This is a genomic window from Phenylobacterium sp. Root1290 (genome assembly GCF_001425305.1).
Lineage (GTDB): Bacteria > Pseudomonadota > Alphaproteobacteria > Caulobacterales > Caulobacteraceae > Phenylobacterium.
Map to the genome: position 1 here is coordinate 238,414 of NZ_LMEE01000001.1, position 26,146 is coordinate 264,559.

The window sequence follows — 26,146 nt, forward strand, 5'->3', positions numbered from 1 at the left end:
ACTTCCCCAGACGGCGCGAATGGGTCCCGGTCTTGCTTCGCAAACCGGGATGAAATTCGGAGAAGCGCTTCCCTGAAGTCGAGGGACGGCAAGGCGCCACAGCCACGTTTGCATTTGAGCTGGGAACGGCGTTCGATCAAATCCGGAGGCGCTCGATGCAGAAGGTCCATTGCGAGTGGGGGCTGAACGGGGTCGAGCTGATGCGCGACCGCGTCGCCGTCGTTGTGATCGTCGATGTGTTGTCGTTCTCGACGGCGGTGGACGTCGCAGTGCATCGGCAGGCGCGCGTCCACCCGTTCGCCTATGGCGACGAGGACGCGGCGCGGGCCGAGGCTGAGCGGGTCGGGGCCCGCCTGGCGGCCAGCCGCAAGGCGGGGGGGCAGCTGAGCCTGTCGCCGGCCAGCCTGATGAAGCTCAATCCTGGGGAACGGCTGCTGCTGCCCTCGCCGAACGGATCGCGGCTGTCGCTCGCCTGCGGCCGCGCCACGGTCCTGGCCGGTTGTCTGCGCAATGCGGCGGCGGTGGCGGCCAAGGCCGTGGCCCTGGCCGAGGGGCGGGACATCGCGGTGATCCCTGCGGGCGAACGCTGGCCGGACGACAGCCTGCGGCCAGCTATCGAGGATCTGATCGGGGCCGGGGCGGTGATCGAGGCTATCGGCTTCGACGGCGAGACTGAGGCGGTGGTGGCGCGGCACGCTTTCCTGAGCGCCAGGCCTCATCTTGAGGCGACGCTGCGGACCTGTCGCTCAGGCGTCGAGCTGATCGAGCGCGAGCATGCGATGGACGTCGATATCGCCGCAGAGCTGAACGTCAGCCGCTGCGCGCCTGTGCTGAAGAACGGGGCCTACGAGAACGCGGCCTAGCCTCAGGCGCTCTGGACTTCCGGTTCGGGAGCGGCGAGGGCCACCGGGGCAGGGCGCTGGAACTTCAGGCTGCGGCCCTGGAAGAAGGCGCCGGATTCGACCGAGAGCTGCTCGTGGGTGATGTCGCCGTCGACATAGGCGGTGCCGAACAGGCGCACCTGCTTGGCGGTCACGGTGCCGATGATGCGGCCGCGGATATCGACCGTCTCGGCCTGGACCGAGCCCTCGATGTGGCCGGTGTCGCCGAGCGTCAGCCGGCCGACGCGGACGTCGCCGCGGATGACGCCGTCGACGTGCAGTTCACCTTCGCCGACGATGCCGCCTTCGAGGGTGATGTCCTGGCTGATGAGGGAAGCGGGCTTGGGGGCCTTGCGTTCGCCGGTGTTGGCCGACAGGGACACGTCGGAGGTCTTCTCGGGCTTAGCCGCCTTGGAGAACATAATCGCCAGCCTTTACGAAACGCGACGGGTTCTGGGCCCTACCATTGACCCAGACCTCGTAGTGCAGGTGCGGCCCGGTGGACCGGCCTGTGGAGCCCATGCCGCCGATGCGGCTGCCGACGGTCACGCGCTCGCCCGGACGCACGCCGATGGCCTGCAGGTGGGCGTAGCGGGTCTTGAAGCCGCGGCCGTGATCGATCTCGATGGTATTGCCGTAGCCGGAGCGCACGCCGGTGAACGACACGACGCCCGGGGCGGTCGAGTAGATCGGCGTGTTGGTCGGGCCGGCGAAATCCAGGCCCGAGTGGAACGCGGGACGACGGGTGAACGGGTCGAACCGCACGCCGTAGCTGCTGGTCTGGGCCGCGGCGGTGGTCGGACGCGCGAAGGGCAGCTTGGCGGCTGCGTCGACCAGGGCGCCGGCTTCGGAAAGATTGGTGGCCGCATGCTGGATACGTTCGGCGAAGTCCTCGTCCACGTCGAGCACGGCGGCAAGGGCGCGGGGATCCTTGGCCTCGATCAGCGGGCCGCCGAGAGAGCCGCCCTTGGGCACGAAGGTCGACGGCGTGAGGCCCGCGAGACGGAAGGCCAGGCGCAGACGGTCGGCGCGGGTCTTGGCGAAGTCGTCGGCGGCGTCGATCAGGCGTTCCTGGCCGGCGCGGACGAGTTCGATGCGGCGAAGCGGGCCGACCTCGCTGGAGGCGCTGGTGGCCTTGGCGATGGCGGGGCCAAGGGCGGCCTGCGCGCCTGGCTGGCCCTTGAATTCGGTCAGCAGCATCGCGAGCGCGGCGTGACGGTTCTCGACGCTGGCGGCCAGCGCGCCGATGCCGCCCTCGGCCTGGTTCAGCTGCACCATGGCGCTGTTGAGGCGGGCTTCGCGGTCGGCGACGAGGCGTTCGGACTTGGCCTGCATGCGGGCCAGCTGCTGGTCATGGCTGGAGACAGCCATGGCGTTGACCATCATCGCCGCGGTGCTGACGCCCATCCAGAGCGCGCCGGCGGCGACCCCGCCGGCGATCGCCATCTGGCGGCCGGTCGTGAGGACGAAGGAACGCATTTCACCGCCAGAGCGGATGTAGAGGTGTCGCTCGGGGAACAGCTCTACAAGCGATCGGCGAAGGCGCGCGAAGCGTGTCATTCTCACCGTATCGGTTACGAACGCTAGGGAACGGCGCGATATGCAATGAGATTTAGGACGCGTGCAAGCGTCTTCGCGCTGCAACGTGCGCGGGCTGAGCAGCCTGTAGCATCGATGATCGTGGTTAACAGGGCCTGAATGGCCACGCTAGATCACGAGCGGAAGCTGAGCCGGCCCCAGGCGGATAAAGGGTCGGCGCGACAATTCTACAACAGCGGACGCGGCCGACAGTTCCCGCATCCGAGGTGCGATCTGGCGTCGCTCTGCGGCGAGGGGCCGCAGAGCGCTAAGCTTAACTGCTACAGGGATTGCGCGGCTTTCAGCACCTCGGCGGCGTGGCCAGGGACGCGGACCTTGCGCCAGATCCGCGCCAGCTTGCCGCCGTTGTCGATCAGGAAGGTCGAGCGCTCAATGCCCATGTACTTGCGGCCGTACATGTTCTTCTCGACCCACGAGCCGTAGGCCTCGATCATGGCGCCTTCCGGGTCCGAGGCGAGGGGAACGGCGAGGCTGTATTTCGCCGTAAACTTCGCGTGACTGGCCACGCTGTCCTTGGAAACGCCCAGCAGGGCGACGCCGGCCTTGGCGAACTCGGCGGCCAGGGCGGTGAACTCCTGGGCCTCCTTGGTGCAGCCGGCGGTGTCGTCCTTCGGATAGAAATAGACGACCAGCGGCTCGCCGGCGAAGTCGGCCAGCTTGACGGGGCCGCTCGCGCCTTGCAGCTCGAAGTCGGGCGCGCGCGCGCCTTCGGTAAGGTCGGACATTTAGGGTCTCCTAGACCGGCTTCACCAGGACGATCTTCTTCTTGCCGGCTGCAAGCTTGATCACGCCGTCGACGAGGTCTGCGCTGGTGAGCATGCGGCCGGCGTCGGGCTCGGCGGTGTCGTTGACCCGCAGGCCGCCGCCCTGGGCCAGGCGACGGGCCTCGCCGCGCGATCCGGCCAGGCCGGCGTCGGTGGCGAGGGCGGCCAGCATGAGGCCGGCTTCGAGATCGGCCGCGGCCACCTCGTGGGTCGGCATGTCGCCGGAGACCGAGCCGACCTCGAAGGCGACGCGCGCGGCCTCGGCGGCGGCCTGGGCCGCTTCCTCGCCGTGCAGCATGCGGGTCGCCTCGTTGGCGAGCACCTTCTTGGCCTCGTTGATGTCGGCGCCCTGCATCGCCTCGTAGCGGGCGATCTCGTCCATCGGCAGGTCGGTGAACAGGCGCATGAAGCGGCCGACGTCGGCGTCCTCGGTGTTGCGCCAGAACTGCCAGTAGTCGTAGGGGCTGCGCATGTCGGCGTTGAGCCAGACCGCGCCGCCGACCGTCTTGCCCATCTTCTGGCCCGAGGCGGTGGAGAGCAGCGGCGTGGTCAGGCCGAAGGAGGCCTTCTGGTCGACGCGGCGGATCAGCTCCACGCCGTTGACGATGTTGCCCCACTGGTCAGAGCCGCCCATCTGCAGCACGCAGCCCTGGCTGCGCGCGAGCTCCAGGAAGTCGACCGACTGCATGAGCATGTAGTTGAACTCGAGGAACGTCATCGGCTGCTCGCGATCGAGCCGCGCCTTGACGCTGTCGAAGGCCAGCATCCGGTTGATCGTGAAGTGGACGCCGTAGTTCCGCAGGAACTCGACGTAGCCGAACTTGGACAGCCACTCGTCATTGTCGACCATGATCGCGTCGGTGGGCCCATCGCCGAACGTCAGGAAGCGCTGGAAGGTGCCCTTGATCGTGGCGATGTTGCCCTGGATCTGCTCATGGGTGAGCAGCGGGCGCTGGCCGTCCTTGTCGGTCGGGTCGCCGACCTTGGTGGTGCCGCCGCCCATGAGCACGATCGGCTTGTGGCCGGCCTGCTGCAGGCGGCGCAGCATCATGATCTGGATCATGTGGCCGACATGCAGCGACGCGGCGGTGGCGTCGAAGCCGATGTAGGCGGTGATCGGGCCCTTGGCGGCGGCTTCGTCCAGCTCCACCGGGTGGGTGATCTGATGGATGTAGCCGCGCTCCTGCATGGTGCGCAGGAACTCGGACTTGAAAGGCTGCTCGGCGGACATGGGCTTTGACTCAGGAGGTTGCGCGGGGCGCTCTAGCACTTCGGACGGCATCTGACAGGCTCCTATTGGGGCCGGAGACCGTCTGTTCATCGTGGAGATGCGGGCGCCGACCGTTACGGGTGGCGCAAGAGATCGTTCCGCGCCTGCTCTAGGGCAGGCGGTAATAGCGGCCAGCGAGGGGGGCGCGGATGATCATGACCGCTAGCTACGGCGCGCGGAGCGTGGCAGTCAAGCTCGCATGCGTGTTCTGGGCTTCATGACCGGCACGTCCCTGGACGCCTGCGACATGGCGATCCTGGAGACGGACGGAGAAACGATTTTCGCCTTCGGGCCGGCCGGCGAGCGCAAGCTGACCGAGGAAACCCGGGCGCTGGCCCTGGAAGCGACGCAGGCGGCGATGAGCTGGCCGCGCGGCGCGCCGGAGCCAGGGGTGTTCAAGGCGGCGGCCGAGGCGGTGGCTCGCGAGCACTTCGAGGCTGCGGAGGGCTTCCTGGCCGAGCACGGCCTGACCTGGGCCGACATCGACCTGATGGGCATGCACGGCCAGACAGTTCTGCATGAACGCCCCCAGGAGGGGCGCGTGGGTCGGACGGTGCAATTGGGCGACGCCCAGTGGCTGGCCGACGCCGCCGGCGTGCCGGTGGCCTACGACTTCCGCACGGCCGACGTGGCGGCGGGAGGCGAGGGCGCGCCGCTGGCGCCGATCTACCATCTGGCGCGGGCGCGAAGCGCGGGGATGGCCGCGCCGCTGGCGGTGCTGAACGTCGGCGGGGTGGCCAACGTCACCTTCTGGCCGGGCGGCGACGACATCGCGGCCTTCGACACCGGTCCCGGCAACGGCATGATCGACCTGCTGATGCAGTCGCGGGGCGCGGGGCGCTTCGATGAGGGCGGCAAGTACGCGAGCGTCGGCCAGGTCGATGAGGGCGTGCTGAGAGGCCTGCTGGCGCATCCCTATTTCCAGGCGCCGCCGCCCAAGTCGCTGGACCGCTACGACTTCTCGCTGGAGCCGCTGGAGGCGCTGCGGCTCGAGGATGCCGCCGCGACGCTGGTCGCCTTCACGGCCGAGGCGGTGAAGCTCGGCTTCGACATTATGGGCGGCGCGCCGCGAGAGCTTATCGTCTGCGGCGGCGGCCGGCGTAATCCGGTGCTGATGCAGGCGTTCGCCGAACGGCTGGCCGTGCCGGTGACCACGGCCGAGGATCACGGCTGGCGCGGCGATGCGATCGAGGCCGAGGCCTTCGCCTACCTGGCGGCGCGCACGGCGCGGGGGCTGCCGATCTCGTTTCCCAAGACAACCGGCGTGGCTGCGCCGATGACCGGCGGGCGTATCGTCCGCCCGAACCGCTAGAGCTCAGGAGTATTCATGTCGAAACGGGTTTGGCTGGCGGGTGTCGCCGCTGCGGTGGCGATGACGGGGACGGCGTCGGCTCAGGAAACGCCGGCGGCCAAGCCATATGACGCGGCGGTGTTCGCCAAGGCCGCGGCGCTGCAGCCCAAGGTCATCGCTTGGCGGCGCGACTTCCACGAGCATCCGGAACTGTCCAACAGCGAGGTGAGGACGGCCAAGATCGTCGCCGATCACCTGCGCAAGCTGGGCATGGAAGTGCGCACGGGCGTCGGCAAGACCGGCGTGGTCGGCATCCTGAAGGGCGGCAAGCTGGGCAAGGTCGTCGCCCTGCGCGCCGACATGGACGCCCTGCCGGTGGCCGAACAGACCGGCCTGCCGTTCGCTTCCAAGGCGACAGGGCAGTATCTGGGCCAGACGGTGCCGGTGATGCACGCCTGCGGCCATGACAGCCACGTGGCGATCCTGATGGGCACGGCCGAGGTCCTGGCCGGCATGAAGGACCAGATCGAAGGCACTGTGGTCTTCGTCTTCCAGCCCGCCGAGGAAGGCCCGCCTCCGGGCGAGGAAGGCGGCGCGCCGCTGATGGTCAAGGAAGGCGTGCTGAAGAACCCCAAGGTGGATGCGATCTTCGGGCTGCACGCGTTCCCAGGCCCGGTTGGGATGCTGGTCTGGCGTCCTGGCCCCATGATGGCCGCCTCCGACCGCTTCGAGATTCACCTGAAGGGCAAGCAGGCGCACGGGTCGATGCCCTGGCAGGGGATCGACATGTCGTCGCTGACCGCCGACATCGTCACCGCCTTCAACCAGATCACCTCGCGCCAGATCAACGTCTCCAAGACGCCGACGGTGCTGACCATCGCCACCCTGCAGGGCGGCATGCGCTACAACATCATCCCCGAGAACATGGCGATGACCGGGACGCTGCGCACTTTCGATCCGGGCATGCGGACCGACGTCATGGCGCGGGCCGACAAGGCGGTGGCCTCGATCACCGAGCGCTACGGCGCCACTGGCAAGATCGATTGGGGCCAACCCAACCCGGTGACGGACAACAACCGGGCCCTGTCGGCGCAGATGAAGCCGACCCTGACACGCGCCGCCCAGGGCCAGGTCGCCGACGACATCGACTACATCATGGGCGCCGAGGACTTCTCGTACTTCCAGAAGGAAGTTCCGGGCTTCTTCTATCACCTGGGCGTCGGCAATCCGAAGGGCGGCAACCACTCGCCTTTCTTCGACGTCGACGAGAAGGCGATGGAGACCGGCGTGCGGGCCCAGGCGCTGCTGGCGCTGGATTACCTGGCGGCGAAGTAGGCAAAGAAAAAGGCCGGGGCGTGAGCCTCGGCCTTTGAACTTCTTGCGCTGGCGCCCAATCAGATCGGGTCGGCCTCGATGCGCTTGTCGAGGTAGGCGCCGACACGCTTTTCGACTTCGGGCAGGTGTTCGGCCCAGAAGTGGGTGGCGCCGTCGACGACCTCGTGGTCGATGACAATGCCCTTCTGGGTGCGCAGCTTCGACACCACGCGTTCGACTTCCACTGGCGGGACGACGGTGTCGGCGCCGCCGTGCAGGATCAGGCCCGAGGCCGGGCAGGGGGCCAGGAAGCTGAAGTCGTACATGTTGGTCGGCGGCGACACGCTGATGAAGCCGTCGGTCTCTGGGCGGCGCATCAGCAACTGCATGCCGATCCAGGCGCCAAACGAGTAGCCGGCGACCCAGCACTGCGAGGCGGCCGGGTTGGTCGCCTGCAGCCAGTCGAGCGCTGTGGCCGCATCGGCCAGTTCGCCGATACCCGAATCAAACTCGCCCTGGCTGCGGCCGACGCCGCGGAAATTGAAGCGCAAGGTCGAGAAGCCGCGCTTCATGAACAGGTGGAAGAGCTGCACCGCCACCGGGTGGTTCATCTGCCCGCCAGCCTTGGGGTGCGGGTGCAGGATCAGCGCAATTGGCGACGTCGGGCTCTTGCCCTGGGTGTAGCGACCCTCGATCCGCCCGGCCGCGCCGGTCAGAACCACTTCTGGCATGCCATTCCTCTCGTCAGGCGCGACGTCCGAATACTTGACTAACGCGCTCGGTCTTCCTAGATCGCGACCGTCGGCCGGTTCCGGCGACAAGCCCCGTGCAAGCCGGGGCCTGTAACATATGGGCCGCGCCAAATGCTCGAAAAAAAGCAAACGGGCTGCTGAGAGCTTTCGAGGAGCGATATGCGCCTTTCGACCAAGGGACGTTATGCGGTGATGGCCATGGCCGACCTCGCGCGCCGGCAGGCCGCGTTGGCGGACGGCGATCGCGCCGTGACCCTGGCCGAAATCGCTACGCGGCAACAGATTTCGCTCTCGTATCTCGAACAGCTGTTTGCGCGCCTGCGCCGCCGCGGCCTGGTCAAGAGCCTGCGGGGCCCTGGCGGCGGCTATCGCCTGGCCCGAACCGCCGAAGAGACCAATATCGCCGACATCGTCCTGGCCGTGGACGAACCCCTGCGCGCCACCCGCTGCGGGATGCAGGGCAAGGGCTGCATGCTCAAGGGCGAGCGCTGCATCACCCATGACCTCTGGGAGGACATGGGCCGGCATCTGCATAGCTATCTGTCCTCGGTGACCTTGGCCGACCTAGTCGATGGGCGTTTTGCGCCCCACGAGGCGGCGGCATGAACGGGGTCTATCTGGACTACAACGCCACCGCGCCGGTGCGGCCGCAGGCCGCCGAGGCCGTGGCGCGCGCGTTCACGGTCGGCGGCAACCCGTCGTCCGTTCACGCCAGCGGCCGCGCCGCGCGCGCGATCGTCGAGGACGCCAGGAACGCCGTCGCGGCGCTGATCGGTGGTCCCGCTTCGACCGTGGTGTTCACCTCGGGCGGAACGGAGGCCAATGCGCTCGCGATCGAGAGTGCGGTGGCGACCGGCTCCAAGCGTCTGATCGTCAGCGCCATCGAGCACGACAGCGTGCTGGAGTCGGCCAAGGCCAGCGGCGCAGCGGTCGAGTATTTGCCTGCGACCGCCGATGGCGTCGTCGACCTTGCCTGGCTGGCCGAGCGCCTGGAGCGTTGGGACGCCGCCGATGGGCGGCCGTTCGTCGCGCTGATGCACGCCAACAACGAAACCGGCGTCATCCAGCCGATCCGCGAGGCGTCGGAGATCGTTCGCGCCGCCGAGGGCTGGCTGCATGTCGACGCGATCCAGAGCGCCGGGAAGATTTTCACCGACAGCCGCGGCCTGGGCGCCGATACGCTGGTCGTCTCGGCGCACAAGCTGGGCGGCCCGCAGGGCGTCGGCGCGCTGACCTTCGGTCCGCGTGCGACCCTGGTGCGTCGCCAGCACGGCGGCGGACAGGAGCGCGGCCGCAGGGCCGGCACCGAGAATGTCGCCGGCATCGCCGGTTTCGGCGCGGCGGCCCTGGCTGCTCTGCGCGACCGCGAGATTGACGCGGGGTGGCGTGACGCCGCAGCCGCGCGCCTGAAGGCTGCGGGCGCCGTGGTGATCGGCGAGACTGCGCCGCGGCTTCCCAACACCCTGTGCGTGGCGACGCCGGAGTGGGGCGCAGAGCTGCAGGTGATGGCCCTGGACCTGGCCGGTATCATGGTCAGCGCCGGCTCGGCCTGTTCGTCAGGCAAGGTGAAGGCCAGCCACGTGCTGACCGCGATGGGCCTGACCGACCTGGCGGGATCGGCGATCCGCGTCTCTGGCGGCTGGGCCACCACGGAAGAAGACTGGGCGGCGTTCGCGACCGCCTGGGAGCAAGTTCAGTCCCGTCACGCCGCGCGTCGCCGCGCGCCGGCGGCGTGAGGAGGTAAGAGTATGGCCGCCGTCAAGCAGACCGTCGAACACGTCGAAAGCCTGGAAAAGTACAAGCACGGCTTCGTCACCGAGATCGACCAGGAGTTCGCGCCCAAAGGGCTGTCGGCCGACATCGTGCGCTTCATCTCGGCCAAGAAGGAAGAGCCGGAATGGATGCTGCAATGGCGGCTGGACGCCTTCGAGCGCTGGCTGGCCATGGACGAGCCGACCTGGGCCAAGGTCGATTTCCCGCCGATCGACTATCAGGACTCCTACTACTACGCCGCGCCGAAGACCAAGGACGGCCCAATGAGCCTGGACGAGGTCGATCCGGACATCCTGGCCACCTATGCGAAGTTGGGCATCCCGCTGCGCGAGCAGGAAGTGCTGGCCGGCGTCCAGGGCGCGCCGCGCTATGCGGTCGACGCGGTGTTCGACAGCGTTTCGGTGGTTACCACCTTCAAGAAGGAGCTGGCCGAGGCCGGGGTGATCTTCTGCTCGATGAGCGAGGCCATCCGCGAGCATCCCGAGCTGGTCAAGAAGTACCTGGGCTCAGTGGTGCCGGTGTCGGACAACTACTATGCCTGCCTGAACGCGGCGGTCTTCTCCGACGGCAGCTTCGTCTATGTGCCGCCGGGCGTGCGGTGCCCGATGGAACTCTCGACCTATTTCCGGATCAATGCCGAGAATTCGGGACAGTTCGAGCGCACACTGATCATCGCCGATGCGGGCGCCTACGTTTCCTATCTGGAAGGCTGCACCGCGCCGATGCGCGACGAGAACCAGCTGCACGCCGCGGTGGTCGAACTGGTCGTGCTGGACGACGCCGAGATCAAGTACTCCACGGTCCAGAACTGGTATCCGGGCGACCCGGAGACCGGGAAGGGCGGCATCTACAACTTCGTGACCAAGCGCGCCGACTGCCGTGGCGACCGCTCGAAAGTGTCGTGGACGCAGGTCGAGACCGGTTCGTCGATCACCTGGAAATATCCGTCCTGCGTGCTGCGCGGCGAGAGCAGCGTCGGCGAGTTCTATTCGATCGCGATCACCAACGGCCGCCAGCAAGCCGACACCGGCACCAAGATGATCCATCTGGGGGCGAACACCCGCTCGCGGATCATCTCCAAGGGCATCAGCGCCGGCAAGTCGTCGAACACCTATCGCGGCCTGGTCTCGGCCCACCCCAAGGCCAAGGGCGCGCGCAATTTCACCCAGTGCGACAGCCTGCTGATCGGCAAGACCTGCGCGGCCCATACGGTGCCCTATGTCGAGGCCCGCAACGGCAGCTGCGTCTTCGAGCACGAGGCGACCACGACCAAGCTATCGGAAGACCAGCTGTTCTATGCGATGCAGCGCGGCCTTTCGCAGGAAGAGGCCGTCCAGCTGCTGGTCAACGGCTTCGTCAAGGACGTGCTGCAGGAGCTGCCCATGGAATTCGCCGTGGAAGCCCAGAAGCTCGTCGCCATCTCCCTTGAGGGTTCCGTCGGATGACCCTCGCAACGTCAGAGACCCGCTCCATGTCCCTTCGCCGCGCCTTCGAAGCCGAGCACGCCCGCCGCGACGCGGCCCGCCATGCCCGCGAGGAGGCCGAGCGACGCCAGCAGGAGGAAGACCTGGCGCGCGCCGAGCAGCTGTTCAGCGCGTTGTCCGATGACGACGGCTTCCTGAAGGAAAAGGGCCTGACCCTGGACCTGCGCCGCTACACGGTCAGCCTGAACCACGAGGACTATCTGATCGACGCCTATTTCGAATCCGGGACGGCCAGCATCCGCGCCGCGGACAAGCGCACCGCGACCACGGCGACCGCCGCGCCGCGCAAGCAGCAGACGGTCAACACCGTCGAAGAAGCCCTTGAAGTGATGGCCCAGTACCTGGCCGACGAGACCAACTGATGCTTTCGATCTCCAACCTGCGCGCCGAAGTCGACGGCAACGAAATCCTCAAGGGCCTGTCGCTCGACGTCCCGGCGGGCGAGGTGCACGCCATCATGGGGCCGAACGGCGCCGGCAAGTCGACCCTGTCCTACGTGCTGACCGGCCGCGACGGCTATGACGTCACCGGCGGGACGGCGACGCTGAACGGCGAGGATCTGCTGAGCCTGGATCCGGCCGAACGCGCGGCCAAGGGGATGTTCCTGTCGTTCCAGTATCCGCTGGAGATTCCGGGCGTCCCCGCCCTGACCTTCATCCGGACGGCGATGAACGCCCAGCGCAAGGCGCGCGGCGAGCCCGAAATCAGCGCGCCGGAGTTCCTGAAGCTCGCCAAGGCGACCGCGGCGTCGCTGAAGATCGAGTTCGACATGCTCAAGCGAGCGCTGAACGTCGGCTTCTCTGGCGGTGAGAAGAAGCGGATGGAAATCTTTCAAATGGCGATGCTTTCGTCACGGTTCCTCATCCTCGACGAGACAGACTCCGGCCTCGATATCGATGCGCTGAAGATCGTGTCCGACGGCGTGAACGCCATGCGCGCGCCCGACCGCGCGATGCTGGTGATCACCCACTACCAGCGCCTGCTGGACTACATCAAACCCGACCGCGTGCACGTGCTGGCGGCCGGGCGGATCGTGGCGTCCGGCGGACCGGAACTGGCGCTCGAGCTGGAGCGTGAAGGCTACGACAAGTACGCGAGGGCTGCGTGAGCATCGCTGAGGCCATCAGCTCCGGCGACGCCAGCCTGCTGCCGAGCCGGCGCGACGAGGACTGGCGCTGGACCGATCTGCGCGGATTGATCCGCCAGATGCCGGCCGCCTCGCCCGAGGGGCGCGCCTGGGCCTGGGACAGTCCTCTGTCCGGACAGGTCGATGTCGAAGTCGGCGTCGTCAACGGGCGTGGATCGACCGATCTCGAGGTCGCCGCGGGCGAAGAGAAGTTCGTGGCCTGGCGTTTCCTGTCCACGGCCGAAGCCGGGGCGCACAACGCCGAGCTTTGGGTCACGGTGGGCGAGGGCGGCAAGCTGACCCTGGTCGAGAGCTATGAAGGCGTGTCCGGCGGCTACCTGGCCAACACCATGGTCAACATCCGGCTGGCCAAGGGCGCCAAGGTCGAGCGCATCGTTTTCGCCGCCGATCACGCTGACGGCGTGTCGGTGGTGGATGCGAAGGTCGAACTGGCTGCTGACGCGGCTTACTCCCAGACCGTGCTGACCCACGGTGCGCGCCGCCAGCGGATCGAGACGCGGGTCGCCCATCCGGGCGCGCACGCCCAGTTGCGGCTGGACGGCGCCTATCTGCTGGAAGGTCAGCACAACGCCGATCTGACGACCGTGGTCGAGCATCAGGGCGTCGACGGAACGACCAGCCAGCTCACCAAGGGCGTCGTGCGCGATCAGTCGCGGGGCGTCTTCCAGGGCCGCATCGTCGTCGCCGAGGGCGCCGACCGCACGGACGCGCGAATGGGCCACCATGCGCTGATCTTGTCGGACAAGGCCGAGATCGACGCCAAGCCGGAGCTGCTGATCTTCGCCGACGACGTTCAGTGCGCGCACGGCAACACCATCGGCGCGCTCGACGAGGATGCGTTGTTCTACGCCGAGCAACGCGGCATGCCCGAAGATCTGGCGCGCGCGCTGCTGACCGCGGCCTTCGTCGGCGAGGTTATCGAGCGGATCGAGCACGACGCCGTCCGCGAGGTCGCCCAGGCCTGGGCCGCGCAGCGGCTGGAGGTCTGAGCATGGCCTTCGACGTCGACGCCGTCCGGGCGCAGTTTCCGATCCTGCAGCGGCAGGTGAACGGCAAGCCGCTGGTCTATCTCGACAGCGCTGCGTCGGCCCAGAAGCCGCGGGCGGTGATCGACGCGATGACTGCGGTGATGGAGGGCTCATACTCCAACGTCCACCGCGGCCTGCACACCCTGGCCAACGAGACGACCGACGCCTACGAGGCGGCGCGCAAGTCGGTGGCGAAGTTCATCAACGCCGGCGAACACGAGATCGTCTTCACCAAGGGCGGCACCGAGGCGATCAACCTGGTCGCCTCCGGGATCGGGGCGAGTCTGGTCGAGGGGGACGAGATCCTCCTGACCGTGATGGAGCATCACGCCAACATCGTTCCCTGGCACTTCCTGCGCGAGCGCAAGGGCGTGGTCCTGAAGTTCATCCCGGTGCTGGACGACGGGACCCTGGACCTGGCCGCGCTGCCCGACCTGCTGACGCCGCGCACCAAGGTCGTGGCCTTGACGCAGATGTCCAACGTGCTCGGTACGATCAACCCGGTGGCCGAGATCGCCCGCATGGCCCACGCGGCCGGAGCGAAGGTGCTGGTCGACGGCTGCCAGGGCGTGGTCCATCTGGACATCGACGTGAAGGCGCTGGACGTCGATTTCTACGTTTTCTCCAGCCACAAACTCTACGGGCCCACCGGGATCGGCGTGCTCTACGGCAAGGCCGAGGCGCTGGCCCAGCTGCCGCCTTACCAGGGCGGCGGGGAAATGATCGGCGAAGTGCGCCTCGAGGCGATCACCTACGCCGACCCGCCGCACCGGTTCGAGGCCGGCACGCCGCCAATCATCGAGGCGATCGGGCTTGGGGCGGCCATCGAGTGGCTGAACACCATCGACCGCAAGGCCGCCGCCGAGCATGAGGCCAAGCTCTATGCGCGCGTGCGCGAGGGGCTGAAGGGCTACAATTGGCTGCGGGTGATCGGCGAGGCGCCGGGCAAGGGCGCGATCATGGCCTTCACCGTCGACGGCGCACATGCCCACGACGTGGCCCAGATCCTCGACCGCTATGGGGTCGCTGTGCGGGCGGGAACCCACTGCGCCGAACCTTTGATGCGGCGTTTCGGCCTGACCGCGAGCGCCAGAGCTTCCTTCGCCCTATATAATACGGAAGGGGAGGCCGACGCATTCGTCGACGCGCTGACCCGCACCCAGGCCTTTTTCGCTTGAGTTTGATCATGGACGACGCTGCCGCCATCGAGCCGACCGCCACCACTCCGCTTTCGCAAGCGGAACTGGATGTGCTGACCGATCTGCTCATCGAGAAACTGAAGACCGTGTTCGACCCGGAAATCCCGGTCGATATCTATGAGCTTGGGCTCATCTACAAAGTCGACGTGTCGGACGACAAGGACGTGGCGATCGACATGACGCTGACCGCGCCGGGATGTCCGGTGGCCGGCGAGATGCCCGGCTGGGTGCAAGACGCGGTCCGGGAGATCCCGGGCATTCGTAACGTGACCGTGGAGCTGGTGTTCGATCCGCCGTGGGATTCCTCGCGGATGTCGGACGAGGCGAAGCTTCAACTCAACATGTTCTGACCCCATATGGAGGGGACATGAGCGATCTGAACCTGACACCCGCGCCTCGGGCGCGCCGTCCGCGGCCCAAGGTCGTCACCCTGACCGACGCTGCGGCCGAACGCGTGCGTGCGATCATGGCCAAGGCCGAAAAGCCCTATGCCGGCCTGCGCGTCGGCGTGAAGAACAGCGGCTGCGCGGGCCAGGAGTACATTCTGGAGTACGCCGAGGAATCCGGTCCTCTGGACGAGGTGGTCGAGGACAAGGGCGTCACGATCCTGATCGAGCCGAAAGCGGTGTTGTTCCTGGTCGGCACCGAGATCGACTACGTGACCACCAAGCTCTCGTCCAAGTTCCAGTTCCGCAATCCCAACGAGACCGACGCCTGCGGCTGCGGCGAGAGCGTCACCATCGCGCCGGCCAAGCCCGCGGACGCCTAGCGTCCCTTGAATTCGGCCGGACGCTTCTGAAGGAAGGCGAGGATGCCTTCGCGGCTGTCTTCGGTTCTGCCTGCGGACTTCTGGGCCACGCGCTCGGAGTGCAGCTGGGCGGCCCATTCCTCGTCCAGGCTCTCCCAGACCAGCTTGCGGATGGCGCCCAGGGCCTTGGGGCCCGTCGCCAGGGTCTTGGCCAGTTCCATGGCGGTCGGCATCAGTTGGTCGTCGGCCACGCAGCGGTTGACGAGGCCCCATTCAAGCGCGGTCTTGGCCGGAACCTTGTCGCCGAGCAGGGCCATCTCCATCGCCCGCGCCTTGCCGATCAGGCGCGGCAGCAGGTAGGTCGATCCGCCGTCCGGCACCAGGCCGATGCGGCGGAACGCCTGCAGGAAATAGGCGCTCTCGGCTGCGACGATGATGTCGCCCATGAGCGCGAGGGAGCAGCCCACGCCGGCGGCCACGCCGTTCACCGCGGTGACGATCGGCACGGGGAACTCGCGCAGCGAGGTGACGAAGGGATTATAGACGGTCTCGAGCGCCGCCCCGGCGTCGGGGCCTTCCGGGTCGGGCGTCTCAGCCGCCGGGCCACGCCCCGACAGGTTGGCGCCGGAGCAGAAGCCGCGGCCTTCGCCGGTCAGCACGACGCAGCGGACGGAGGCGTCAGCCTTCATGGCCTCGAAAGCCTGGCCAAGCTCGTCCATCAGGTCGAGGCCGGCGGCATTGAGGGTGGAGGGGTCGGACAGGGTGATCACGCCGATGCCGGCACCCACCGATGTCTTGATCTTCGAATAGACCATGGCGTCCTCCCTCAAGGTTCTGATGAACTTAAAGAGGAATGTCGCGGCGTCAGGCTAGGGGAAAATCACCGGGCGGCTCAGGCCGCCGCGGCCACCTTCTCGGCGCTGGTCACGCGGTTGCGGCCTGAGCGCTTGGAGACGTAGAGGGCGCTGTCGGCACGCTCCATCAGCCCATGGGCGCTTTCGCCGCGACGCAGTTCGGCCAGGCCAGCCGAAACGGTGATCGCGCCGAGGTCGTCGTTGGTCGAGCGGCGCTTCAGCATGCGGGATGAGACCTCTTCGCGGATCTCCTCGAGCACGATCGTCGCCAATTCGGCGCTCTCGCGCGGGAAGATCAGGGCGAACTCTTCGCCGCCGTAGCGCGCAGCGAAGCGGGGCGGGGCGCCCACGCGGCCGATGACGCTGGCGACGTAGCGGATGACCTGGTCGCCGGTCTGGTGGCCCCAGGTATCGTTGAAGGACTTGAAATGGTCGATGTCGATGACCGCGAGCGTCAGGCTCTGAGCCTGCTCGTCGGCGTCGGCGCAGGCGCGCTCCAGTTCCTCGTCGAACGCCTTGCGGTTTGCGAGATTGGTCAGGCCGTCGGTCGTGGCTTCCCGGCGGACCTGTTCCAGGTGCTCGCGCAGCTTGGTGACCTGGGCCGTGGACTCGCCCAGACGGCGCTCCAGCGACTTGTTCTCGCGCTGAACGCGCTTGGTCGCGGTCACCAGGGTGTCGACCGTCGCGCGCAGGTCGGCGGCGTCGCCGGCCGCGATCAGCGTTTTCGAGGCGTCGGCCAGAGTCTCGCCGTAGGCTTCGCTCGACTTTTGGGCGGTCTCGATGGCGCGGCTGACCGCATCGAGTTCCTTCGTCAGGGCGTCGCCAGCGTCGCGGATCTGGTCGTTGAGCTTTGCTTTGGGCAGATAGGTCGCGGCCAGTTCGTCGGCGACCGTGTCGGTGAACGCCTCGCCGGTCGAGAGCATGCGGGCGATTTCGCGGCCCAGCGCGCTGTCAGGAGCGACGATGAAGTGGGTCCAGAGTTCGAAGTTTACAGCCGTCGGCCAGACCTGGTGCGCCTCCATGGCGTCCATGGTCTGCCTGGCCAGAGCGTATGCGCCCGGACCCCGCAGCTTGGTTTCGATGTCGCCCGACATTCTGTCTTCCCCGAATCCCCGATACCGCCGCGATTTTTTCCGCAGCGGCCCGTATCCGAGGTGAAGACTACCGGTGAGATTCCAACGAGCCGTTAAAAACTCGGCTATTCCAGCTATTCCGTAGTTGAACTGCGCGGCGGGGCCCGCAGGAGGAACGCGGGGATATCGGATCCGAAACCGACGACGTTGTCGCGATCTTCTCGGTTGTCGCGGTTGTCTCGATTGTCACGTCCATCGCGGCCATCGCGGCGTGAACGCTCGCGACGTACGGGATCCGGCGCGGCGGCGACGGGCGTCGGGGCGGGCGGAGCGGCTTTAGGCGGTTGGGCCTTGGCGGCGGGCTCGGCGCGCGCGCGGGTACGGCGCTTGGGGGCTTCGGCCTGGCTCTCTTCGCTGGCAGGCGCGGCGACGACCGGCTCCATCGAGGCGACCTCGCCGTGCGGCGCGATCGGGCGCGAGCGGTCACGGGAACCGCGCTCGCTACGGCCGCCGCGTTCGCGCGAGCCGCCGCGTTCGCGGCCGCTGCTGCTGGCGCGGCGCTCATCCTTGATGGCGGCGAAATCGACGCCCTCGAGCACGACCTCTTGCGGGGTCTTGCCGATCAGCTTGAGCACCTTGTCGATGTTCTTGGCGTCGGCCGGGGTGACGATCATGAACGCCTCGCCGGACCGGCCGGCGCGACCCGTACGACCGATGCGGTGCACATAGTCGTCGGCGTGGTGCGGGACGTCGTAGTTGAAGACGTGGCTGACGGCCGGAATGTCGAGGCCGCGGGCGGCGACGTCAGAGGCGCAAAGCAGCTTCAGTTCGCCTTTGCGGAAGCTTTCCAGCGTCCGCATCCGGGTCGCCTGATCAAGATCGCCGTGAATGGGGCCGGCGTCGAAGCCATGCTTCTTCAGGGACTTGGCGACGATATCGACTTCGGACTTGCGATTGCAGAACACGATGCCCGTATCGACCTCGGCCTTTTCGATGAGCATGCGCAGGGCGGTGCGCTTGGCCTTCGGGTCGGAGGTGGGGAGGCGGACCAGGTGCTGGGTGATGGTGTCGGCGGTCGTGGCCGGACGGGCGACCTCAATGCGCAGCGGATCGTTCAGGAACTGCTTGGTCAGCCGGGTGATTTCCGGCGGCATGGTCGCCGAGAAGAACAGCGTCTGCTTCTTGGCGGGCGTCAGCTTGAAGATGCGCTCGATGTCCGGGATGAAGCCCATGTCCAGCATGCGGTCGGCTTCATCGACGACCATGATCTGGACGCCGGTGAGCAGCAGCTTGCCGCGTTCGAAATGGTCGAGCAGGCGGCCCGGGGTGGCGATCAGCACGTCCACGCCGCGATCGAGCTTCAGCTCCTGATCGCCGAACGAGACGCCGCCGATCAGCAAGGCCCAGGACAGGGTGCGTTTCTGGCCCTTGGCGTACTTCTCAAACGAAGCGGCGACCTGATCGGCCAGTTCGCGCGTCGGGGCGATCACCAGCGAGCGCGGCATGCGCGCCTTGGACCGGCCCGCGGCCAGTCGATCGATCATCGGAAGCGTGAAGGCGGCGGTCTTGCCGGTGCCCGTCTGCGCGATGCCCAGCACGTCGCGGCCCTGGAGGGCGACGGGAATGGCCTGCGCCTGGATCGGGGTCGCGGTCGTATAGCCGGTGTCAGCAACTGCCTGGAGCGTCGCGGGCGACAGGCCCAGTTCGGAAAATTCGGTCATTCAGCAGCAATGGGGGCGGAAGGCCCGTCCGGAGACGAGCTAGCGAACCGCGGCGGCGCAGACGGCGATCGTCGCGCGACGCGGAAGATACGGAGACATGGCGTCAAGTCAAACGCGTTCTGACCCCTTGCAGTTCAAGGGACGCGTTGAGCTTCGCCGATGTAGTGCGCGCGGACAAGGGCAGGTCCGATCTGCGGAACTGCTTGGGGGCGGAAAAACAGGGGCGGGCAGGAGGGCTAGCCGCAAGCCTGTGTCCAGATCAGGCCGAAGCCGCCTGCTCTGAAACGCGGGGCTCCAGGCGGCCGGCGAGGCGGCGGCCGAGCATGATCCCCGGGGCCTCCACGTAGCGAAACAGGACCCATCCGAGTGCGATGGCGACACAGGACGTCGCCAGGACGGCGAGCAGGAAGGTGACGCCCGAGCCCCCCGGCAGGTCGCGAATGCGGGCGTAAACGCCCACGCTGTCCAACATGAGGATGACCTGTGGATGGCCTAGATAGACGCCGAAACTGATCGTGCCGAGAAACTGGGTTAGGCGGTTGGACAGGAACTTCGGGGGTGATAGCGCCATGCCAAGGCACAGGACGCCAAATGGCGCGCCCCAGGTGAGCATGTAGAGGACGTTCGCGACGCCGTTCGCTCCTGGGCCAGTGAATATTGGTGCTACGGCCCAGGCCAGAACCACCAGAAGCAGGCCAGCTACGCTGAGCAGCCCACCCCACCTGGCCGGTGCAACTTGCAGCAATTGGTACGCGACTAGGCCGTATCCGAAATAGGGGAGATTGAACGCCAGGCCGTGAGTGATGAAGGTGGGGTTGAGCTTCAGCTTGTTGATGGCGAGCGCATAGAACACTGAGACAACAGTGAGCGCGGCGGTCAGGAAGATCGCGCGAGGCAAGGTCGCGGCGAAAGCAAGTGCGACAGGAAACACTGCGTAGAACAGCATCTCGACCCCGATCGACCAGGAGGCGGGTGCAATGCCGTCGACCATCTGAGGGTGGAGATTGAAGGTGAAGCTGAAGGCCAGCACCAAGTCGCTCCAGGACGGCTGTGGCGCGCCGTAGGAGGCGATGACTGCGAGTTGGGCGAGGATCGCGAGATAGTAGAGCGGCGCAATCCGAAACAGACGGCGCAGGTAGAAGTCGGTGACCTGCCTAGGCCCGGATAGCCTCCCAGCGTAGCCATATGCGAGGCTGAAGGCGCTGATGACGAAGAACAGCGGCACCCCGTAGGCGAGGAACACCTTCATGAACTCGAGGCTTTGGGGAACCGCGGCGTTCGTCATGTGAATGACGTGGAAGATCAGGATGGCGAACGCCGCATAGCCTCGTAGCGCCTCGATGCCGGGGAGGCGCGCGCGATGGCCAAGCGGGCTCTCAGTCATCACCACCGTCCCCCTGCAGAACGACATAGTTAGGAGGCGGATTCTCTCATGCTTGGTAGCGGCCGGCGGCGCTACACGTCGAGGTCGTCGGCGGCGAACTCGGCGTTTTCCTGGATGAAACGGAAGCGCAGTTCGGGTTTGCGGCCCATGAGCGCCTCGACCAGGTCTTCGACCGTCTCTTCAGCGCGAGGCAGGGTGACGCGGGCCATGGTCCGGGTGGCCGGATCCATGGTGGTCTCCTTGAGCTGGCCGGGCATCATTTCGCCGAGGCCTTTGAAGCGGCCGATCTCGGGCTTCTTGCCCTTGTACTCGGTCGCCAGCAGCTCTTCGCGGTGGGCGTCGTCACGGGCGTAGATGGTCTTGCCCCCGTGGCTCATCCGATAGAGCGGCGGCAGAGCCAGATAGAGGCGGCCAGCGCGGATCAGGTCCGGCATCGTCCGATAGAAGAAGGTGATCAGCAGCGATGCGATGTGGGCGCCGTCGACGTCGGCGTCCGTCATGATCACGACGCGCTCGTAGCGCAGGTCCTCTTCCTTGAACTTCTTGCCCGGCTGGACGCCGAGCGCGAGCAGCAGGTCTGACAGCTCCTTGTTGGCGACCAGCTTGTCGACCGAGGCCGAGGCGACGTTCAGGATCTTGCCGCGCAGCGGCAGGATCGCCTGGGTCTTGCGGTTGCGCGCCTGCTTGGCCGAGCCGCCGGCGGAGTCGCCTTCGACAAGGAAGATTTCGGTGCCGTCCGTAGCCTGGCCGGAGCAGTCGGCCAGCTTGCCGGGCAGGCGCAGCTTGCGGGTGGCCGAGGCGCGCTGGACGTCACGGTCGCGGCGGCGCTTAAGGCGTTCCTCGGCCCGGTCGATGACGAACTGCAGCAGCAGGCTCGCCGACTTCGGCTGGGCGGTCAGCCAGTGGTCGAACGGGTCGCGCAGGGCGTTTTCGACCAAGCGCTGGGCGTCCGAGGAGGAGAGCTTTTCCTTGGTCTGGCCCTGGAACTCCGGATTGGAGATGAACACGCTGACCAAGGCGCCGGCCTGGGCCACCACGTCTTCGGCGGTGATCAGGCCGCCACGCTTCTCGCCCGTCAGTTCGGCGTACTGCTTGAGGCCACGGGTGAGGGCGGCGCGGAAACCGGCCTCGTGCGTGCCGCCTTCGGGGGTCGGCACGGTGTTGCAGTAGGACTGCATGAAGCTGTCGGCTTCGCCGAAGCCGGCGGGGGTCCAGGTGACCGCCCATTCGACCTTGCCGGTCTCGCCAGGGCGCGCGTAGCGGCCGGCGAACGGTTCGGGGGTGACGGTCTCGATGTCCTTGACGCGCTCGGCCAGGAAATCGGCCAGGCCGTTGGGGAAGCGGAACACCGCCTCGGCCGGCGTCTGGTCCTGGATGCGCGAGGGATCGCAGCTCCAGCGGATCTCGACGCCGCCGAACAGGTAGGCCTTCGAACGGGCCATGCGGTAGAGGCGCGCCGGCTTGAAGGCGCAGCCTTCGCCGAAGATCTGTTCGTCGGGCACGAAGGCGATCGCCGTGCCCTTCTTGCGGGTCGCGCCAAGTTTCTCGATCGCGCCCAGCGGCTTGCCGCGGCTGAAGGATTGGCGCCACTCGAAGCCGTCCTTCCAGGCGGTGACGTCGACGCGCTCGGACAGCGCGTTCACCACCGAGACGCCGACCCCGTGCAGACCGCCGGAGGTCTCGTAGGCCTTGCCGGAGAACTTACCGCCCGAGTGCAGGACGGTCATGATGACTTCCAGGGCGGACTTGCCCGGATGCTTGGGGTGGGGGTCGACGGGGATCCCGCGCCCGTCGTCCTTGACCGTCAGGCGGCCCTCGGCGTCGAGCCGAACTTCAATGACCTTGGCATGGCCGGCGACGGCCTCGTCCATCGCGTTGTCGAGCACTTCGGCGAAGAGGTGGTGCAGGGCGCGCTCGTCGGTGCCGCCGATGTACATGCCAGGCCGCTTSCGCACCGGCTCCAGGCCCTCGAGGACCTCGATGTCTTTCGCCGAGTAGCCGCTGGACGCCTTGTCCGTCAGCACCGCCGGATCGGGACGCGGCTCATGGCTCTGCGCCAGCGGCGCGGCAGGCGCCGGATTCAGGGCGTCGTCGAAGAGGGAAGCTTGGGGAGTGGAGGCCTGGGACATGCGACCTGAAAATGGAACGATTCGAGACCGTCCCATATGAATCGCGCCGGGCGCCAAATCAATGCGACCCGGCGGCTTTGTCCCCTAAGCGCCCCGCCAATCAACGAAATAGGGCCGCGGATTGCTCCGCGGCCCCTTCGAAGGTCGCCTCAGGCGGCTTCGATCAGCACGAATAGTACATGTCGAATTCGACCGGGTGCGGGTGCAGTTGGAGACGCATCACTTCCTGCATCTTCAGCTCGATGTAGGAGTCGATGAAGTCGTCGTCCATGACGCCGCCGGCCTTCAGGAAGGCGCGGTCCTTGTCGAGGTTTTCCAGGGCTTCACGCAGCGAGCCGCAGACTTCCGGAACCTTCTTCTGCTCGCGCGGCGGCAGGTCGTAGAGGTTCTTGTCTTGGGCCGCGCCCGGGTCGATCTGGTTGATGATGCCGTCCAGGCCGGCCATCAGCAGGGCGACGAAGGTCAGGTAGGGGTTGCCCATCGGGTCCGGGAAGCGAGCTTCGATGCGCTTGGCCTTCGGCGAGTCGACGTGCGGGATGCGGATCGAGGCCGAGCGGTTGCGGGCCGAGTAGGCCAGCTTCACCGGGGCTTCGTAGCCGGGCACCAGACGCTTGTAGGAGTTGGTGGTCGAGTTCGAGAAGGCGTTGATCGCCTTGGCGTGCTTGATGATGCCGCCGATGTACCAGAGGCACATCTGCGACAGGCCGGCGTACTTGTCGCCGGCGAACAGCGGCTTGCCGTCGGCCCAGATCGACTGGTGGACGTGCATGCCCGAGCCGTTGTCGGCGAACATCGGCTTGGCCATGAAGGTGGCCGACTTGCCGTAGGCCGCGGCCACGTTGTGGATGACGTACTTATAGAGCTGCATCCGGTCGGCCATGGTGATCATGGTGTCGAACTTCAGGCCGAGCTCGTGCTGGGCGGGCGCCACTTCGTGGTGGTGCTTTTCCGGCTTCATGCCCAGCTCGCCCATGACGGCCAGCATTTCGCCGCGGAGGTCCTGGCAGCTGTCGACCGGGTTCACCGGGAAGTAGCCGCCCTTCGGGCCGGGCCGGTGGCCCATGTTGCCTTCCGGATATTCCTTGCCGGTGTTCGACGGCAGTTCGCTCGAGTCGTACGAGTAGCCGGTGTTGTGCGGAGCTGTGGACCAGCGCACGTCATCGAAGATGAAGAACTCGGCTTCCGGGCCGAAGAACACGGTGTCGCCGATGCCCGAGGCCTTCACGTAGTTCAGCGCCGCCTTGGCGATCGAACGCGGGTCGCGGTTGTACGGGGTGCCCGTGTCCGGGTTCACGATGTCGCAGAACAGGCACAGCGTGGTCTGCTGGTAGAAGGGATCGATGTAGGCGGTTTCCAGATCCGGACGCAGCTTCATGTCCGACTCGTTGATGGCCTTCCAGCCAGCGATCGACGAGCCGTCGAACATGGTGCCGTCGGTCAGGAATTCGTCATCGACCAGGTCGATGTCGAACGTGACGTGCTGCATCTTGCCGCGAATGTCGGTGAAGCGGACGTCGACGTATTTGACGTCCTTTTCCTTGATCTGATCCAGAATGTCCTTGGCGGTCGTGGCCATGGTCTTATCCCCTTGAAGAAGTCCGATAGCTGTAAAGTCGTTAGACGGCTGCGGCGCCGGTTTCGCCGGTGCGGATGCGCAGGACGTCGGTGATTTCCGAGACGAAGATCTTGCCGTCGCCGATGCGGCCCGTGCGCGCGGCGCCGACAATGGCCTCCAGCGACACTTCGAGCTGGTCGTCGGCGACGACGACTTCGATTTTGATCTTGGGCAGGAAGTCCACCACGTACTCAGCGCCGCGGTAGAGTTCGGTGTGACCCTTCTGGCGGCCGTAGCCCTTGGCCTCGATGACGGTCATACCCTGGACGCCCAGCTCCTGCAGGGCTTCCTTCACCTCGTCCAGTTTGAACGGCTTGATGATGGCTTCGATCTTTTTCATTCCAAGCTCACTGGCCTCACTTGTGCGCGGCGCCGCCGGGGCGGTTGGCGGCTACGAGCACGCTCCGGGCGGACCCGACAAGGGGGATGGGCTTGCGGTTCCGTCGCGGGAGCATGCGATGATGTGAATGATGCATTTTTGAGCACCCGGCGCCCAATCGATAACCAGTGTCGGAAACATCTAGTTCGCGTCTGTTCGGCGGCCGAAGCGGCGCCCGTTCGGTCGCTGCGGGGAGAGAAATGATGGACGAGCGGACCCCAGTTCTCATCGGAGCGGGCCAATTCACGTACAGGGGTGATCCGGGCGCTTCGCCTTCCCCGACGGCATTGCTGAAGATTGCGGCGGAACGGGCGGCGCAGGACGCTGGGCTCGATCCCGAAAAGCTCTCAAAGATCGATACCTTGGCTGTTGTCGGCTTCACGATCGATGCGCCGGGGGGCGGCCGGCTGGTGCCGCACTCGACCAATCCGCCGGCTACGCTGGCCAAGCGGATCGGTGCGCAGCCCACGCACGCGGTCTATTCGCACATGGGCGGCAACAGCCCCCAGCAACTGGTCAACACGGTCTGTGAGCGCATCGCCAAGGGCGAAACCGACTTCGCGCTCGTGGTCGGGTGCGAGTTCCTGGGCTCGGCCACCAAGCGCCTGACCAAGGGCCTGGGCTTCGCCGACTGGGACGACGCCGAGGAACTGCCTGAGCCGAACCGCATCGGCGATCCGCGTCCGGGCGTGACGCCGTATGAGGCCAAGCACGGTCTGGGACGCCCGATCAACTGCTACCCCCTGTTTGAGAACGCACTGCGCGCGCGCGACGGCCGTTCAATTCCCGACCACCAGCGGCGCCTGGGCGAACTGTTCGCGCCGTTTACGCGGGTCGCGGCCAAGAACCCCGAAGCCTGGTTCCCGGTCGAGCGTTCGGCGGAGGAACTTGTCGAGGTCACCGACCGCAACCGCATGATCGGGTTTCCGTACCCGAAGTACCTCAACGCCATCATGGACGTGGATCAGTCGGCCGGGGTGCTGGTCGCCAGCCTGAAGACCGCCCGTGAGCTGGGTGTGCCGGAGGACAAGTTGGTCTACCTGCACGGCTGCGCCGACGCATCGGACCTCTGGTATCCGCTGGATCGTCAGGACTTCCACTCCAGCCCAGCGATGCGTTTCACCGGCCAGCGGGCGCTGGAGATGGCCGGAATCGGCCTCGCCGACATCGGGCACATCGATCTCTATTCCTGCTTCCCTGTCGCGGTGGAGGTGGGCGCCGAGGAACTGGGCCTGGCGCTGGACGATCCGCGTGGCCTGACGGTCACCGGCGGACTGCCGTACATGGGCGGACCGGGCAACAACTACGCCATGCACTCCATCGCGGTGATGATGCAGCGGTTGCGGGATGACCCGGGCGCCTATGGCCTGATCACGGCGAACGGCTGGTTCCTCACCAAGCAGTCGACGGGCGTCTATTCGACCAAGCCGCCGGCGGGTCCGTTCGATCGCCAGGATCCGAAGGTCATTCAGGCGCAGATCGACGCCCTGCCGCATCCGACTGTCATCGAAGAGCCAAAGGGCGCAGCCACAATCGAGACCTACACGGTCGTGCATGGTCGCGAGGGCTACATGATGGGCATCGTCGTCGGGCGCGACAGCGAAGGGCGCCGGTTCGTCGCCAACACCCCTACGGACGAGGCGACGTTGGCCGGACTTGAGGCTAAGGAAGCTGTGGGCCGTAGCGGAACCGTCAGTCGGTCCGAAGACGGGACCCGCAACATCTTCGTACCGGATTGATC

The 26,146-nt window shown here is 66.8% G+C and carries 25 protein-coding genes; 13 read left to right on the plus strand and 12 right to left on the minus strand.

All coding sequences use genetic code 11. The features are described from left to right. The first annotated feature begins 155 nt into the window (after nt 1-155). The gene (locus ASC79_RS01145) at nt 156-863 is read left to right on the plus strand and encodes a 2-phosphosulfolactate phosphatase (RefSeq protein ID WP_056018454.1); all 708 of its coding nucleotides are present in this window, start codon (nt 156-158) and stop codon (nt 861-863) included. A 2-nt stretch (nt 864-865) separates the two neighbouring features. On the opposite strand, the gene ASC79_RS01150 is transcribed toward ASC79_RS01145, so the two are convergent. The 4 genes from ASC79_RS01150 to tyrS all read right to left on the minus strand — a co-directional run bounded on the left by ASC79_RS01150 (nt 866) and on the right by tyrS (nt 4,526). After that, nucleotides 866-1,303, minus strand: a complete 438-nt coding sequence (locus ASC79_RS01150; RefSeq protein WP_056018457.1) for a polymer-forming cytoskeletal protein — start codon at nt 1,301-1,303, stop codon at nt 866-868. Next, nucleotides 1,284-2,447, minus strand: a complete 1,164-nt coding sequence (locus ASC79_RS01155; protein WP_056018460.1) for a M23 family metallopeptidase — start codon at nt 2,445-2,447, stop codon at nt 1,284-1,286. The genes ASC79_RS01150 and ASC79_RS01155 overlap by 20 nt, the downstream gene beginning before the upstream one ends. Nucleotides 2,448-2,740: 293 nt before the next feature. Continuing rightward, nucleotides 2,741-3,205, minus strand: coding sequence for a peroxiredoxin (locus tag ASC79_RS01160; RefSeq protein WP_056018463.1), 465 nt, complete (start codon nt 3,203-3,205; stop codon nt 2,741-2,743). 10 nt (nt 3,206-3,215) lie between these two features. Then, a complete protein-coding gene (gene tyrS, locus ASC79_RS01165; RefSeq protein WP_235528706.1) occupies nt 3,216-4,526 on the minus strand; it encodes a tyrosine--tRNA ligase in 1,311 nt (436 codons plus the stop codon). Nucleotides 4,527-4,713: 187 nt separating this feature from the next. On the opposite strand from tyrS, the gene ASC79_RS01170 reads away from it, so the two are divergent. Next, nucleotides 4,714-5,826, plus strand: coding sequence for an anhydro-N-acetylmuramic acid kinase (locus tag ASC79_RS01170; protein ID WP_056018468.1), 1,113 nt, complete (start codon nt 4,714-4,716; stop codon nt 5,824-5,826). Nucleotides 5,827-5,841: 15 nt separating this feature from the next. Then, entirely contained in the window at nt 5,842-7,140 is a 1,299-nt protein-coding gene (locus ASC79_RS01175) for an amidohydrolase (protein WP_056018471.1), read from the plus strand. A gap of 59 nt (nt 7,141-7,199) precedes the next feature. On the opposite strand, the gene ASC79_RS01180 is transcribed toward ASC79_RS01175, so the two are convergent. Next, nucleotides 7,200-7,850, minus strand: a complete 651-nt coding sequence (locus tag ASC79_RS01180; RefSeq protein ID WP_056018474.1) for an alpha/beta hydrolase — start codon at nt 7,848-7,850, stop codon at nt 7,200-7,202. 180 nt (nt 7,851-8,030) lie between these two features. On the opposite strand from ASC79_RS01180, the gene ASC79_RS01185 reads away from it, so the two are divergent. The 9 genes from ASC79_RS01185 to ASC79_RS01225 are packed head-to-tail and all read left to right on the plus strand — an operon-like array spanning nt 8,031 to nt 15,271. Beyond that, nucleotides 8,031-8,477, plus strand: coding sequence for an Rrf2 family transcriptional regulator (locus tag ASC79_RS01185; protein WP_056018477.1), 447 nt, complete (start codon nt 8,031-8,033; stop codon nt 8,475-8,477). Beyond that, nucleotides 8,474-9,607 carry a cysteine desulfurase family protein gene (locus ASC79_RS01190; RefSeq protein ID WP_056018480.1) on the plus strand — a complete coding sequence of 378 codons (1,134 nt, stop codon included), beginning with the start codon at nt 8,474-8,476 and terminating at the stop codon, nt 9,605-9,607. Before ASC79_RS01185 ends, ASC79_RS01190 begins: the two co-directional genes overlap by 4 nt. Before the next feature lie 12 nt (nt 9,608-9,619). Then, the gene (sufB, locus tag ASC79_RS01195) at nt 9,620-11,089 is read left to right on the plus strand and encodes a Fe-S cluster assembly protein SufB (protein ID WP_056018483.1); all 1,470 of its coding nucleotides are present in this window, start codon (nt 9,620-9,622) and stop codon (nt 11,087-11,089) included. Between the two features lie 26 nt (nt 11,090-11,115). Then, nucleotides 11,116-11,490, plus strand: a complete 375-nt coding sequence (locus ASC79_RS01200; RefSeq protein WP_056826569.1) for a hypothetical protein — start codon at nt 11,116-11,118, stop codon at nt 11,488-11,490. Then, nucleotides 11,490-12,236 carry a Fe-S cluster assembly ATPase SufC gene (sufC, locus tag ASC79_RS01205; protein ID WP_056018490.1) on the plus strand — a complete coding sequence of 249 codons (747 nt, stop codon included), beginning with the start codon at nt 11,490-11,492 and terminating at the stop codon, nt 12,234-12,236. Before ASC79_RS01200 ends, sufC begins: the two co-directional genes overlap by 1 nt. Then, complete coding sequence (gene sufD / locus ASC79_RS01210; RefSeq protein WP_056018492.1) at nt 12,233-13,264, plus strand: Fe-S cluster assembly protein SufD; 1,032 nt, start codon at nt 12,233-12,235, stop codon at nt 13,262-13,264. The genes sufC and sufD overlap by 4 nt, the downstream gene beginning before the upstream one ends. Before the next feature lie 2 nt (nt 13,265-13,266). Next, a complete protein-coding gene (locus tag ASC79_RS01215; protein ID WP_056018495.1) occupies nt 13,267-14,481 on the plus strand; it encodes an aminotransferase class V-fold PLP-dependent enzyme in 1,215 nt (404 codons plus the stop codon). Between the two features lie 8 nt (nt 14,482-14,489). Next, entirely contained in the window at nt 14,490-14,852 is a 363-nt protein-coding gene (locus ASC79_RS01220) for an SUF system Fe-S cluster assembly protein (protein WP_056020873.1), read from the plus strand. Between the two features lie 17 nt (nt 14,853-14,869). Further along, a complete protein-coding gene (locus tag ASC79_RS01225) occupies nt 14,870-15,271 on the plus strand; it encodes an iron-sulfur cluster assembly accessory protein (RefSeq protein ID WP_056018499.1) in 402 nt (133 codons plus the stop codon). On the opposite strand, the gene ASC79_RS01230 is transcribed toward ASC79_RS01225, so the two are convergent. The 7 genes from ASC79_RS01230 to ASC79_RS01260 form a co-directional block, all read right to left on the minus strand. Beyond that, a complete protein-coding gene (locus ASC79_RS01230; protein ID WP_056018502.1) occupies nt 15,268-16,065 on the minus strand; it encodes an enoyl-CoA hydratase/isomerase in 798 nt (265 codons plus the stop codon). The two genes, ASC79_RS01225 and ASC79_RS01230, sit on opposite strands and share 4 nt — an antisense overlap. A gap of 77 nt (nt 16,066-16,142) precedes the next feature. Next, the gene (locus ASC79_RS01235) at nt 16,143-17,198 is read right to left on the minus strand and encodes a GGDEF domain-containing protein (RefSeq protein WP_056018505.1); all 1,056 of its coding nucleotides are present in this window, start codon (nt 17,196-17,198) and stop codon (nt 16,143-16,145) included. Nucleotides 17,199-17,311: 113 nt separating this feature from the next. Beyond that, nucleotides 17,312-18,898: a DEAD/DEAH box helicase gene (locus tag ASC79_RS01240; protein WP_056018506.1), complete on the minus strand. Its 1,587-nt coding sequence runs from the start codon at nt 18,896-18,898 to the stop codon at nt 17,312-17,314. Nucleotides 18,899-19,157: 259 nt separating this feature from the next. Continuing rightward, complete coding sequence (locus tag ASC79_RS01245) at nt 19,158-20,282, minus strand: acyltransferase (RefSeq protein ID WP_162244243.1); 1,125 nt, start codon at nt 20,280-20,282, stop codon at nt 19,158-19,160. Nucleotides 20,283-20,353: 71 nt separating this feature from the next. Next, nucleotides 20,354-22,411, minus strand: a complete 2,058-nt coding sequence (gene parE / locus ASC79_RS01250; RefSeq protein WP_056018516.1) for a DNA topoisomerase IV subunit B — start codon at nt 22,409-22,411, stop codon at nt 20,354-20,356. Nucleotides 22,412-22,574: 163 nt separating this feature from the next. Next, complete coding sequence (gene glnA, locus ASC79_RS01255) at nt 22,575-23,987, minus strand: type I glutamate--ammonia ligase (RefSeq protein WP_056018519.1); 1,413 nt, start codon at nt 23,985-23,987, stop codon at nt 22,575-22,577. A 40-nt stretch (nt 23,988-24,027) separates the two neighbouring features. Further along, nucleotides 24,028-24,366: a P-II family nitrogen regulator gene (locus ASC79_RS01260; protein WP_056018522.1), complete on the minus strand. Its 339-nt coding sequence runs from the start codon at nt 24,364-24,366 to the stop codon at nt 24,028-24,030. Between the two features lie 242 nt (nt 24,367-24,608). On the opposite strand from ASC79_RS01260, the gene ASC79_RS01265 reads away from it, so the two are divergent. Continuing rightward, the gene (locus ASC79_RS01265; RefSeq protein WP_056020875.1) at nt 24,609-26,144 is read left to right on the plus strand and encodes an acetyl-CoA acetyltransferase; all 1,536 of its coding nucleotides are present in this window, start codon (nt 24,609-24,611) and stop codon (nt 26,142-26,144) included. The last annotated feature ends 2 nt before the right edge of the window (nt 26,145-26,146 follow it).